Origin of the sequence: Cellvibrio fontiphilus (assembly GCF_042646205.1) — a bacterium.
In the GTDB taxonomy this organism is placed as follows: domain Bacteria; phylum Pseudomonadota; class Gammaproteobacteria; order Pseudomonadales; family Cellvibrionaceae; genus Cellvibrio; species Cellvibrio fontiphilus_A.
This window is the reverse complement of the sequence record NZ_JBHRTF010000002.1, coordinates 641,079-654,050: the sequence shown is the minus strand read 5'-3', so window position 1 is coordinate 654,050 and position 12,972 is coordinate 641,079. Positions and strand designations below refer to the sequence as shown.

9 protein-coding genes are annotated in these 12,972 nt (G+C 51.1%); 4 read left to right on the top strand and 5 right to left on the bottom strand.

From position 1 onward, the window contains the following. Window positions 1-154: 154 nt before the first annotated feature. Together ACFODX_RS04660 and ACFODX_RS04655 are read right to left on the bottom strand one after the other, a co-directional pair. Window positions 155-727: a CBS domain-containing protein gene (locus tag ACFODX_RS04660; protein ID WP_378116546.1), complete on the bottom strand. Its 573-nt coding sequence runs from the start codon at window positions 725-727 to the stop codon at window positions 155-157. 242 nt (window positions 728-969) lie between these two features. Beyond that, window positions 970-1,515, bottom strand: coding sequence for a cytochrome b (locus ACFODX_RS04655; protein ID WP_378116544.1), 546 nt, complete (start codon window positions 1,513-1,515; stop codon window positions 970-972). Between the two features lie 167 nt (window positions 1,516-1,682). On the opposite strand from ACFODX_RS04655, the gene glyQ reads away from it, so the two are divergent. From glyQ to ACFODX_RS04635, 4 genes are all read left to right on the top strand, one after another. Then, window positions 1,683-2,648: a glycine--tRNA ligase subunit alpha gene (glyQ, locus tag ACFODX_RS04650; protein WP_378116542.1), complete on the top strand. Its 966-nt coding sequence runs from the start codon at window positions 1,683-1,685 to the stop codon at window positions 2,646-2,648. Continuing rightward, window positions 2,648-4,723: a glycine--tRNA ligase subunit beta gene (gene glyS, locus ACFODX_RS04645; RefSeq protein WP_378116540.1), complete on the top strand. Its 2,076-nt coding sequence runs from the start codon at window positions 2,648-2,650 to the stop codon at window positions 4,721-4,723. The genes glyQ and glyS overlap by 1 nt, the downstream gene beginning before the upstream one ends. Window positions 4,724-4,892: 169 nt before the next feature. Continuing rightward, window positions 4,893-5,480 (top strand): D-glycero-beta-D-manno-heptose 1,7-bisphosphate 7-phosphatase, encoded by a 588-nt coding sequence (gene gmhB, locus ACFODX_RS04640; protein ID WP_378116538.1) that lies wholly within the window; start codon window positions 4,893-4,895, stop codon window positions 5,478-5,480. Between the two features lie 11 nt (window positions 5,481-5,491). Continuing rightward, window positions 5,492-6,262 (top strand): lysophospholipid acyltransferase family protein, encoded by a 771-nt coding sequence (locus ACFODX_RS04635; RefSeq protein WP_378116536.1) that lies wholly within the window; start codon window positions 5,492-5,494, stop codon window positions 6,260-6,262. Between the two features lie 99 nt (window positions 6,263-6,361). Here the strand turns inward: ACFODX_RS04635 and ACFODX_RS04630 are convergent, their stop codons facing one another. From ACFODX_RS04630 to ACFODX_RS04620, 3 genes are all read right to left on the bottom strand, one after another. Continuing rightward, a complete protein-coding gene (locus ACFODX_RS04630; protein WP_378116534.1) occupies window positions 6,362-6,676 on the bottom strand; it encodes a hypothetical protein in 315 nt (104 codons plus the stop codon). 10 nt (window positions 6,677-6,686) lie between these two features. Beyond that, window positions 6,687-10,532, bottom strand: a complete 3,846-nt coding sequence (locus ACFODX_RS04625; RefSeq protein ID WP_378116532.1) for an InlB B-repeat-containing protein — start codon at window positions 10,530-10,532, stop codon at window positions 6,687-6,689. Between the two features lie 184 nt (window positions 10,533-10,716). After that, window positions 10,717-12,813 carry a pectate lyase family protein gene (locus ACFODX_RS04620; RefSeq protein WP_378116530.1) on the bottom strand — a complete coding sequence of 699 codons (2,097 nt, stop codon included), beginning with the start codon at window positions 12,811-12,813 and terminating at the stop codon, window positions 10,717-10,719. Between the last annotated feature and the right edge of the window lie 159 nt (window positions 12,814-12,972).

Sequence of the window (12,972 nt, the reverse complement as noted above, 5' to 3'; positions counted from 1 at the left end):
AGCATTGTGGCGCGTGTCTCAACGCACGTCAGGGCTGTTTGCAGCCTTTAGGACAGTCCGAACCGGGTTTGGGATAAAAAAAGAGCGCCTTTCGGCGCCCATCAAGGAGTAAAACAGTGGGTTGGTAAAAACGGGGGGCCAGGCTTGACCTGACTCAGTGCACCTTAACGGCAACGGCGCTGAAGATATCCATAAAGGTCAGTTCTTTTTCAATCTCCACCGGCGTATGTAAACGGCTGGCGATCTCGCTGGCCGATACTATGCCGCGAATATGGTGTGCTTCTTTATCCACCACCAGCAGGTATTCCCGGTGGGATTTTTTCAGGGTGGAAACAATATCGCCCACCGTGCATTTTCTGAATTGCTCGTAATCTATGGCGCGAATCTCAGTGCGTGAGTGCATCAAGTCGCGCACCAGCAGTTCGTCGTGTTTCAGGTGCAGTTCCGCTTGTTTCAACAACATACGGTGATGGGACAGATCATCCAGGCTAATTACCCCCACAAACTCTTTGTGGGCATCCACCACCAGTTTGATAGTCACATTTTCACCGCGCATTAATTCCAGCGCCTCGGACGCCTCCAGGTGACTATCCACCATGTGGGGCTTATGGCTGCGAAAATCGGTCAGTATCGCCAGTGCCGGCGTGGCAGCCTTGATATCTTCAAATTCTTCCGGTTGAACCAGGTGATCGTTAGTGGCCAAGGCGAACACAGATAAATTTTTCATCGCTTATTCCTGCTCTTAAAAAGGGCCTGCCTAAAGGCCCGGGAGTTCAAGCTGCGCCTGTTTGTTGGCGCCGTAAATTCAAGATAGGCCTCTCCCCGGCCAAATTAAACCCGTGTAAACCGGCTTTTACGCCCCTGTTACTCCCGCTTTACGCGCTATTTACTCTGTTTACGCTGGCTTTACCCGGCGTTTACGCAGGCTTTACTCTGCTGGCCTTTCGCCTTGGTTCCCCGCGCTACCGCTTAACGCCCGAGCATGCGCAGCAGGGTGCGATCCCTGTCGAACAGATGGTGTTTGAGCGCGCCCGCCATATGCAGCAAGACAGTCACCACCAGCACATAACCCAGCCACTCATGGGTAAAGGCGCCCAGCTGCGCAAGGCCGGCGTGGATGGGTTCAGTCTGACCGGTAGCGGGGTTTTTATTGCCGGGCACCATAACCCAACCAAATACCTTGATGCCCCAGCCGCCCAAACCGGAATACAGCATGCCGGAGATAGGCATCAGCAGCGTGCCAATAATCAATACCCAGTGCGTTACCCGCGCCAAACGCTGTTGGAATTGCGGGTATTCACGCAGGGGTTTAGGCCAACCGTTTTTAATCCGCCACCACACGCGCAGCAATATCACCGCAAAAATCGCCACACCGAAGGATTTATGCCAATCGTAGAGCGGGTAAACCTCATATATAGACATGTAAAAACCCACCGCCAACATGGCGATCATGGCAAAGGCAATCAGCCAATGCAGGGCGATGGTAAGCGGGCTGAATTTTTGTGGGGTATCCATGGTTGCTCCTTTTAAAGGCTGATGTGACAAGCTTGATACGACTCTGGTGCCGGCGACCGGCGGTATTTTTACAGAACGGGGGCAAGCGCTGCCATTGTGCAGGTTTGATGGCTATAATCGCCGCCATTTTCCAATTTCTTCGATCACTTTTCTTAACTGAGTCTGCCATGTCTGACAAACGCTATGACGTAAGCACTTTCCAGGGGCTGATCCTCGCCCTGCAAGATTATTGGGCGCGCCAAGGCTGCGTAATTCTGCAACCGCTCGACCTCGAAGTCGGCGCCGGCACCTTCCACCCCGCCACCTTCCTGCGCGCTATCGGCCCGGAAACCTGGAACACCGCCTACGTCCAGCCTTGCCGTCGCCCCAAAGACGGCCGCTACGGCGAAAATCCCAACCGCCTGCAGCACTACTACCAATTCCAGGTGGCGATGAAACCCTCGCCCGCCAATATTCAGGATTTGTATCTCGGCTCGCTGCGCGAAATGGGTATCGACACCAACGTGCATGACATCCGCTTTGTGGAAGACAACTGGGAATCGCCCACATTGGGCGCCTGGGGTCTGGGTTGGGAAGTCTGGTTAAACGGTATGGAAGTAACGCAATTTACTTACTTCCAACAAGTGGGCGGCTTGGAGTGTTTCCCGGTCACTGGCGAAATCACCTACGGTATTGAGCGTATTGCGATGTACCTGCAAGGCGTGGATTCGATTTTTGATTTGGTCTGGACGATCAACCCCAACGGCGACAAGGTCACCTACGGCGATGTGTTCCATCAAAACGAAGTGGAGCAATCCACCTACAACTTTGAAGAAGCCGACACTGCATTTTTATTCAGCAATTTCGATTTCTACGAAAAAGAAAGCCAGCGCCTGATGGAAAAAAATCTGCCGCTGCCCGCCTATGAAATGGTGATGAAAGCCTCCCACGCGTTTAACTTGCTGGATGCGCGCCACGCGATTTCCGTAACCGAGCGCCAGCGTTTTATTTTGCGTGTGCGCACCTTGTCACGCGCCGTTGCCCAAGCCTACTACGATAGCCGCAAAGCCCTCGGCTTCCCACTTGCACCTGAAGCCTTAAGAGCAGAGATGCTTGCAGCGATTGCCGCTAGCTCTGCTGAGGAGATTAAATAATGTCTGCTGATTTTCTGGTTGAGTTGGGCACCGAAGAACTGCCCCCAAAAAATTTAAAAAATTTGATGAATGCCTTCGTGGAAAGCATTCAAGCGGATTTAACCGCGCTGGAATTATCGTTTAGCTCAGTCAAAGCCTATGCCGCCCCGCGCCGTTTGGCTGTGTTGGTAGAAAATCTTGCGAGCGAAACGCCCTCCAAAGAATTGGTTGTGTGGGGGCCACCAGCGGCGATTGCCTTTAAAGATGGCGAACCCACCAAAGCTGCACTCGCCTTTGCCGAAAAAAATGGCATTGCTGCTTCTGAATTAAAAGCCGAAAGCGATGGCAAAGCGGAAAAACTGGTTGCACGTATTTCACAACAAGGCCAAAAAACCACCGCGCTGTTGGAAAAAATCGTAAGCGATGCGCTGGCAAAATTACCTATCGCCAAACGCATGAAGTGGGGTTCAACCCGCGAAGAATTTGTGCGCCCGGTACACTGGTTAGTGATGCTGTTTGGCAGCGAGGTAGTTAATGCGTCGGTGCTGGGTTTAAGCGCTGGTCGCACCACACGCGGCCATCGCTTCCACTACAACAACAGTATTGAATTAGCCAACGCCAGTGATTACGCCAGTGTTTTAAAAAATACCGGCTATGTAGTAGCGGATTTTGCTGAGCGCAGCGCAACCATCCAACAACAAGTCGAAGCTGAAGCGAAAAAAGTTGGCGGCGTTGCCGTGATTGATGCTGATCTTCTGGACGAAGTAACCGCTTTGGTTGAATGGCCTGTCGCACTCACCGGAAAATTTGAAGAACGCTTCCTGGCTGTTCCCGCAGAAGCCTTGATCGCTTCCATGAAAGAGCACCAAAAATATTTCCACGTGGTAGATGCCAACGGCAAGTTGAAAAATAATTTCATCACCGTAGCGAATATTGAAAGCAAAGACGCCGCGCAAATTATCAATGGCAACGAGCGTGTGATTCGCCCACGCTTGTCCGATGCGGCTTTCTTTTTTGAAACCGATAAAAAAACCACTCTGGCTTCACTGCGCGAACGGTTAAAAACCATCGTATTCCAGGCACAGCTTGGAACTATCTACGATAAAACTGAACGCGTAGCAGGTTTGGCAAAGCTGATCGCTGGCAAATTAAATGCAGACTCTGCTTCAGCAGAACGCGCCGCGCAATTGTGTAAGTCGGATCTGGTCACCAATATGGTGGGCGAGTTTGACGATATGCAAGGTATCGCCGGTTACTACTACGCGCTGAACGACGGCGAAAATGCCGAAGTCGCGGCGGCGATGAACGAACAATATATGCCGCGTTTTGCGGGCGACCAATTGCCGCAAACTATCACCGGCACCATTATCGCGCTGGCGGATCGTTTGGATACCATCAGCGGTATTTTTGGTATTGGCCAACAACCATCCGGCTCCAAAGATCCATTCGCTTTGCGCCGTGCGAGCATCGCCGTATTGCGTTTATTGGTGGAAAAAAACCTGACGCTGGATTTGCGCGAGTTATTAACCTTCGCCAAAGCGCAGCACAAAAATCTGACTGTGGGTGATGAGCTGGTTGAGCAAGTGCTCGGCTATATGCTCGACCGTTTCCGCGCGATGTTTGAAGATGCGCAGATTCCAGCGGAAGTATTCCAATCCGTCACCGCAAAACAATTATCGCAACCACTGGATATTAACCAGCGCGTGCTCGCCGTAAACGAGTTCAGCAAATTGCCGCAAGCGCAGGCACTCGCTGCCGCAAATAAGCGTGTATCCAATATTCTCGCCAAGCAAAATGCGGCGGTGAATAGCGACGTAAATTCGGCTTTGCTGCAGGAAGATGCAGAGAAAAATCTCGCGCAAGCCATCAGCGCCAAAGAAGCGGTAGTTGCACCTTTGTTTGCCGCGCGTGAATACACCAAGGCCCTCGCTGCACTCGCCGATTTGCAACCAACAGTGGATGCATTTTTTGATAGCGTGATGGTGATGTGTGATGACGCCGCGCTGCAACAAAACCGTTTGGCGTTGTTATCCAAACTGCGCGGTTTGTTTTTGGAAGTCGCGGATATTTCCTATTTGGTGCCGGCGAAAAACTAAATCTAACCCCACCCCAACCCTCCCCTTAAAAAAGGGAGGGAGTTACTACCCCACCCTGGCCCTCCCCTTCATAAAGGGAGGGAACTGGTACGGCGCATTAAGTGGGAAGTAAAGCCCCTCCCCCTTGAAAAGGGGGAGGCTGGGAGGGGGTTCTATCACTGAGAACACCATGAAACTAATTATTCTCGACCGCGATGGTGTAATAAATCACGACCGCGACGACTACGTAAAATCGGCTGACGAATATCTGCCCATTAGCGGCAGCATTGAGGCTATTGCGCGCTTAAGCAAAGCAGGTTTTACGGTAGTCGTTGCCACCAACCAAGCGGGTTTGGCCAAAGGTAAATTTGAGCTGGAAGACCTGGAAGCCATGCACGAAAAATTAACCGCACTGGTGGAAGAACAAGGCGGCGAATTGGGCGGGATTTTTTATTGCCCCCATCACCCGGATGACAGCTGCAAATGCCGCAAACCCAAACCGGGCATGCTCGATGCCATTGAAGCCGAATTTAACACCTCGGTGGAATCCAGTTATTTTATTGGCGACAGCCTGCGCGATTTACAAGCGGGCGTACAAAAAGGCTGCAAACCTGTGCTGGTAAAAACCGGCAAGGGCGAAACAACCCTGGCGCAATTAGCCGATGCGAGTTTGCAAACTGACAGCCCGCTAATCGCCCAAGAACAAGTATTGGTATTTGATAACCTGAGTGCAGCAGCAGATTTTATTCTTGCCGACGCCCTCACCCAAAACTCCTAACAGGAATTAACGTGCTTAAACTTCGCAGTTTACTTTTTACTATTGGTTACAACGTTAGCAGCGTATTGATTGGTTTTATTGGCGTGATTATTTGGCCAATATTTCCCTACGCCTGGCGCTGGCGCATAGTGACTTTGTGGAACCGTTTTGTGATGTTTTGGTTGCGCGTCTGCTGCAATATTCGTTTTGAAATTCACGGCGAGCGCCGCCGCGATTTATTTCCCTGTGTGGTTATGGCCAAACACCAAAGCACCTGGGAAACCATGTTCCTGCAATATTATTTTGGCCCGGTCAGCACCATCCTTAAAAAAGAATTATTCCGCATTCCATTTTTTGGTTGGGGTTTGGCGAGTTTGCGTCCTATCGCTATCGATCGCAGCAACCCTATGCAGGCCTTAAAAGATATTAAACGCATCGGCCTGCGCCGTTTGCAGCAGGGCAATAATTTATTAGTGTTCCCCGAAGGTACTCGCACCCCGGTGGGCCAAGTCGGTAACTACGCGCGCAGCGGCGCCGACATCGCCATCAGCGCTGGTGTGCCTATAGTCGCCATCGCCCACAACGCCGGCGAATGCTGGCCCACTAAAAATTTAATTAAATACCCCGGCACCATTCGCGTGGTGATCAGCGAACCTTTTGCCACTGAAGGTAAAGACCGCAAGCAATTAACCGAAGATGTAAAAAACTGGATTGAAAGCGAAATTGCCAAAATGCCACCCGCAAGAAAAGATGGCATACGAATTGTGGCGAGTACCGCCGCTGAAATAAAAGCAGATTCGTAGGTTGGAAAAGCGCAGCGCCTTCCGACAGCTTCACAGAAAATAAAAAGCCCCGGTGCAGTTCAAAAAACACCGGGGCTTTTTATTTAACGCCATCCATCATCAATCAATAGTCGCACTACCCTCCACCAACACCACTTTGGTTTCTTGGGTCTCCCAATAGTATTTTTGGGTGACTACCAAATCGGTAGTGCCAGTGTTGGTGATTTTGGTATTGGCGGTATAGGGATATTCTTTACCCACCTCCATCACATTACTCATCACCGAACTACTGGCCGCTGAACTGCTGGCCGGGGTGCTACTCGCCGCCGCGCTACTGGTGTTATTGCCACCCTTTTTATCGCTGCCACCACAGGCAACCAGACCTGACACTGCCGCAAGGAGCACGAATTTAGTAATCAAAGACATTTTCATCATCTGCTCCTAATTAGTTAGCGGCCGGGAAAGTCAGGGTGAGGTCAAAGGATTCCTCATCGGTTTCATAACCTGTGGCCACAGGTGCCAATGGGTCGTTAGGTTGGGCGGTAAAAAACGGCTGGTTGGCGGAACCCAGGCCAATACTCACCAATTCACCCGTGCCCATATCAATATTGATCACCCGCTCCTCCTCGGCGTTGGCTGTTTTGCTGTGTCTACCGGGTTTGGAGATATTACTACCAGTGACACCACTTGACGCCAGAGTAAAGGTCACCGTGGTGGGGGGGTTGTAACAGCAGGCCGATACAGTAACAGTCGTACCGGGAACTAAAGGTGCGGTGGTTGTAATACCTGACGGACCGAAACTACCCGATTGAGGACTGTCATCAACCACATTGCTAGTAATGCTTTGCCCATTGTTATTGATAGGCGCAGTCGTAGAGGTGCCCGAATTAGTGACATTAGTGGTGGTGCTGGTACCTGTCACCTGCTGCTGGTTTTGCCCGGTGGTGATAGTAGTGCCGCTAGGGGTTGTAGTCACGCTGGTCGTCTGGCCACCCGGCGTGGTTACTTGCACGTTGGTACCTTGAGTATTTTGCCCAAGTATCACACTTGATCCGCTTCCAGTATTCACGGTGCTGCTAAAGCCACCACCTAGTCCACTGCCACCTAAGCCGCCGCCTAGTCCACCACCTAATCCACCTCCAACACCCGTTGTGGCGGAAAAACCACTACCCGCAATAGATCCCGATGTCGACATACCCGTATTTAAATTGTCGCTGGTAAAACTAACGGGGCCGTTAGGGCTTATTTGTATTTGCAAATTGGGATCGGTGATATTGGTAGTTGTAGGTTTCGTTACAAGACCACCATTTGTGTCTTGCAGAGCCACACTAATTTGCGTATTAGTTTGCCCGGTTTGGGTATTGGTTGTAGTCGCCACAGTAGATTGAGTGCTGGTGCCATTGGCATCCGGCGTACTGGTGGTGCTGGTGGTGTTTGTGGTGCTGGTAAATGTGTCTGTGGTACTGGTATTACAGCTCTCACAGATCACAACGGGGATATTTGGTACTGACTTAAACCTGGCTTCCAAGTAGTAATCAGTCGCATAACAGATACCAGCAGCAGAACAGGTTTTAACGAAAGCCTCAAACGCATAGCCCTGATTAGCTTCTGCCTGACAATAATCGGTAATCGTATTACTAAACAAAGGTAAGTTTGCCCAGGACTGAGTACACCACACGCTGCCAGCCCCCGCAGGCTTGACTTTGATGAGACTGGTAGATGAGTCTGTTGCTAACGAGCCCATTTTGATAGTGAGGCGTTTGTCGCTAGCCATATTTTCAATAATACAGGTACGGCCTTCCACCTTGGTGCAGCCACCTTCCCAGCCTCTGAATGTGTTCCCGCCCGGCAACCGGTAATTATCGACATTGCACCTCACAGTTGTGCCACCGGCCACCGGATTGGGTGCGGAACAAATTTGATCGCCGGCAATAGCAGTAGCTTCCGGCTTACCTACCGCGTTGATGAAACCGACTGTGATGTTAAAGCCCGCCGCCTGAGTTTGCGCAAAGGTCGCGCTGACCGACTTGTTAGCTGTGACATTGGCGATCACGCAGCTCAGCTCAGTTCCCGCACAATCGCCACCCCAGCCGGTGAATTCAAAACCGTCTTTGGCGATAGCACTACAGGTCGCGGAGCTACCCTCCAGAATATCTTTGGTGCAACTGATTCTGCCGCTATCCACAGGAGACACGCTGGTGCTGACGTTATAGGTAGGGATTTTTTCGAAATTGGCGGTCACTGTTGCGTCGGCGGTAATATTCTCGAGGCTACAGTCAGTATCCTCACACACAAGGCTCCAATTTTTCAGGCGATAGCCCGTCACTGCCTCGGCAGTACAACCGGCAGCAGAGCCGTGTTCAGCCTTTTCTGGGCAGCTGACATTACCAGTGCCAACAGGGTTAGCACTGCCGGTTAGGGTGTAGGAATTGAGTTTAAACGTCGCCGTGGCTTCCATGTTGCTGGTCATCGGGACGGTTACACACCATTCAAGATCACCAGAACAACCACTCACACTTTCCAGATGGTACCCGGGGTTCGCGCTACCTTGGCATATTCCCATGTCCCCATGCATCCAAGTGCCACACTCAAATTTGCCACCTTCCGCCGGAATGGCGATTCCCGTCAGCGTGTAGATGTTGACCGCAAAGCTGACAATTATTTCGGTTTCTCCGGTCACAATAGCTGTACAAGTGTTGGGACCAGAAGAAGTGCAACCCGTCCATTTCACAAGGTGGTGGCCAAATTCAGGCGTAGCCGTACAGGTGGTGGTACCGCCTGTGAGGACAGGACTGGTACAGCTCACTTCGCCGCGTCCTGTATCTGTATAACCATAGACCGTATTGGAGTTCGCACTGAAGTTAGCTGTAACATTTCTGTTGGATGTCACACTAGTGAAATTACAGGTATTCGCACTGGCGCTGGGGCAGTTGCTCCAGCTGGTGAAGCTATAACCGGTTTCGGCTGTTGCGGTACAGCTACCCGAACTACCATGGCTCACACTGCCACTACAAATAACGCTGCCACCATTCTCTGGCGATGCACTTCCGCTGATGGTGTAATTCTTGAGGCTAAAATTAGCCGTGACCGATTTGTTGGCAGTAATGTTGGTCAAGTTACAACTGCTGCCCATGCAGTCGCCTGTCCAACCGCTAAAGTTATAGCCAACTGCCGCTGTGGCAGTACAAGTTGTATTACTACCACTGGCCACCTGTGCAGGGTTACAGCTTGCTGTACCCGCATTATCGTTCGGGCTAACAGCTGTAGTAATGTTGTAAGTAGAACCCGCCACAAATATTACGTTCAACACTGGGTCAGTAATAACGTTGTTCAAGGGACAAACCGCCGTTGTCACAGTGTCACAATCTCCCATACCCCATACATCAAAGTCATAACCGGGACTGGGCATTGCAGTACAGGTTGTACCCGTACCATAGGCCACCAGATCAGGGACACACTCAAAGGTGCCCTCTGCAGTGACTGCGGGTGTAATCAAAAAACCCAGATTCGCGGAGCAGTTGGCGGAGCTACCACCATTTTCGCCATCACAATCCCAGGTGTAATCGGTGGCATTAGCGCTGTATGAAGCTGGAGTACCCGTATCACACAGAGTTTCTGGTGGCGGATCTATCGCAAAGGTGCCCGTATGGGCGATACCGCAGGTACCATCCACAAGCGCACCACTGCTGCTAGCAGCACTACTGGAGGCGTTACTGCTGGTGCTGGAGCTGCTACTACTTGGGGTGCCGATGGTGACGGTTTGTGTGGGGGCGACATCGATTTGGGTCGGCATCATAGGACTGGTCATATCAGCGGTATAGATGCCTGAATCAACACCGATGCCACCAAAAGGATCAAAATTGTAGTCACCCGGAGTAATAGGGTTAGTGACGCCCCCGACCACTACAGTTACCTGAGTACCACCCAGGATGCTATCGCCGCCCCCAATGGTGGTATTGACCGAAAAACCCACTTCATTAAAACCGCCGTAGGAGTCTCGACAAATAACACCGCCGGGATCAGGGTTCAGGGTAAAAGAAACAATCCGATCACAGGCACCATCGGCAACGGTAAATTCTGGCGGAAATATCACATACAAAAGCGCTGTATCAGCGTTTAAATCCAACTCGGTTGTATAGGTAAAGGTATAGCTAGTCGTCGCTCCCGGCGTATTGTCAGCCGGTACAACCGATACATTCGTCAAGCTGCCCGCTATTGCACAAAGACTTGTCGCCATGACTAAACCGGCTGCCGCCAATTTGGTGAGGAACGCTGGAATGCGTAAAACCATTTTTCAACTCCTATAAAAAAGTCCTTTTAGTCTAGGCAGCGATTACGCAAAAGGAAATTTTAGCGCCAGTTTTAATTAGATCGTTTTTGTCATTTTTTTCCATAGCGCAAAAAAACCGGCATAAAAAAGCCCCGGTGCAGTTCAAAAACACCGGGGCTTTTTTATTAACGCCGTTAGTTAAATATTAACGAATCTGGCAGGGCACCTTGCCCAGGCCCAACACGTAATACTTGTCACCTGCGAGTGGTGAGTTGTAAGGAATCTGCCCGTATTTGCCGGCCGTGGCGCTCACGTAATCCACCAGCTCCTGACCAGCGGCAAAACGCCAGCTGTTAATGGTAGCGCGCGAAGCGCTGCTGTAATTGGCGGAGAGATCGGCAACTGTGCCGCTGGTCGCCGTCAACGCCGTTTGGGTCGATGCGGTTAAATTACACGCGGCATCGCCAAACCACAGCAGGTTGCGATCATTGCGGAACGAACCGCCGCTAATATCTTTAAACAGATTCGCACTGATTTCGGCCAGCGATAATTGCGCGGTGCTCTTTTCCTGATGAATTGCATTCACTACAAATACGCTGTCTTCCATAAACGCACTCGCGCCCACCCGCAAACTTAAAATCTGGTTGCGATAATTCACAAACACGTTGTTAAACATATGGGTTTTACCGTGACGCAATAAAGGCACACGGCGCAGGGTATTGCCGAGCAACATATAGCTGTCATCGGTAGTGACAAACGCGTTGTTGTGCATGGTGGTGGTGATTTGTTTGTCGATAGTGTGACTGTCGCTGGAGCCGTGCAGGGTTGCGCGTTTTACATTCACTACGCGGTTAAACGACATAGTCACATTATGCGCGCCCACTTTTACGTCAAACGCAGAATCACCAGTGGTATCAAAGGTATTTTTGTGAATCCAAATATCTTTGGAGGCGCCGGTGGAGCGAATCATATCCGGGTCGCAATAGTGATCCTCGGTGTGCCCCGCGCCTTTAAAATTCAGATGCGTAAGAATCACACTGTTGGCCGTTTGTGTTGGCGTGCCGGTGGAGTCTTTACCTATCGCAAAACCGCTAAATAAAAAATAGGCTTCGCTGCCGCGACCATCAATCGTTTTGTTGGAGCCAATCACCGGATTGCGAATCGGGTTGTTGGATTTATTCATCGCTGAATTAAAAAATTGCGTTACACAATTGGCACTGCTCACACCATTTTTTGCACACCATTGCGTGTAGTTCACACACTCAGCTTCAGTGGCACCGAGAATCGATTGCACTGTTGGGTTGCTGCAACCTAAACGGTACATACCAATTTCGTGTGGCTGCGCAAATTGGATTTTGTCGAACACAATCCAGTTGTGCGCTTCACCGCTAATGGCTTCCAGTAATTGTTGCTCAACTGATTTGCTGGCATTTTTGGTAATCACAGTGAGTTTGCTGTTGCCGTTGGGATCAAAACCGCCCTTGGCATTTTCACCATAACCAACCGGCTTGCCGAGGGTTTTAGACAAACACTCCACAATTTCCTGATCGGTTTGCAATGCTGTATCGCGCCAGTTTACTGAAGGGTTAGTCGCCAATTGGATACAGGCCGCGCTGATGGCGCCGCTGGAACTATTTACTGACGACACACTGCTGCTCGAACGGCTGGACGCCGGAACACTCGATGCGGGAATGCTACTGGGTGCTACTGAAGAGCGAGCTACTGACGAAGGTGCAGCGGAAGAAAGCGCTACAGAAGAGAGCGCGGCAGAAGAAGGCGCAATCGATGAACGACTGCTGGAGCTGGGCGCAGTTGATGACGGCGCCGAGGAAGCCGCACCGGTTGCGTTATAAACTTCAATTTCCGCCATGCGCAAAGGCGAGCTACCACTGACCACCAAGTTCAGTTTTTTCATGGACACATTGCCCAGGTTCACCGTTCGCGCCGCACCAATGCCAGTGCCGGTTGCCAATACTGCGCCGGTATCGTTATTCACCAACTGCCAATTAGTTATGGTACTGCCGGATTCACGCAGGATCACCGTGTTGAAATTAATTGCACTGCCCCACTTCACCGACACACGCTGATTGGACGTACCACTGGCTTGGGTATAGGTCGCCGTGCTGCCATCGCGCACCAGTTTAGTGTCATTAAAACCCGAACCATCGGCACCGGCACTGGGGCCAGTGAGCGAGAGATTGGAGCCAAGAGTTTGCGCCTGTGCCGCACAGACCAACAGGCCGCCAGCCGCACCCAACGCGAAAAAGTGGCCAAGGCCACGGGAAAATTTTTTGATGTTCATTGGATTACCTTGAAAACTATATCGTTGTTATTCGGAAATGTTTGGATAAAACAACACCGGCTGACAGGCAGCAGGGATACAGACCGAAAAACGCCGATATACGCCAAGGCGCAGTGGCTGCTGAAATGTTGATAGACAACAGCACGCAGCACTTATGAA

Bases quoted from the DNA above. Each gene is read 5' to 3' on its own strand.
- ACFODX_RS04655 (WP_378116544.1), bottom strand. From the start codon at position 1,515: ATGGATACCCCACAAAAATTCAGCCCGCTTACCATCGCCCTGCATTGG.
- ACFODX_RS04660 (WP_378116546.1), bottom strand. From the start codon at position 727: ATGAAAAATTTATCTGTGTTCGCCTTGGCCACTAACGATCACCTGGTT.
- glyS (WP_378116540.1), top strand. From the start codon at position 2,648: ATGTCTGCTGATTTTCTGGTTGAGTTGGGCACCGAAGAACTGCCCCCA.
- glyQ (WP_378116542.1), top strand. From the start codon at position 1,683: ATGTCTGACAAACGCTATGACGTAAGCACTTTCCAGGGGCTGATCCTC.
- ACFODX_RS04620 (WP_378116530.1), bottom strand. From the start codon at position 12,813: ATGAACATCAAAAAATTTTCCCGTGGCCTTGGCCACTTTTTCGCGTTG.
- gmhB (WP_378116538.1), top strand. From the start codon at position 4,893: ATGAAACTAATTATTCTCGACCGCGATGGTGTAATAAATCACGACCGC.
- ACFODX_RS04625 (WP_378116532.1), bottom strand. From the start codon at position 10,532: ATGGTTTTACGCATTCCAGCGTTCCTCACCAAATTGGCGGCAGCCGGT.
- ACFODX_RS04630 (WP_378116534.1), bottom strand. From the start codon at position 6,676: ATGATGAAAATGTCTTTGATTACTAAATTCGTGCTCCTTGCGGCAGTG.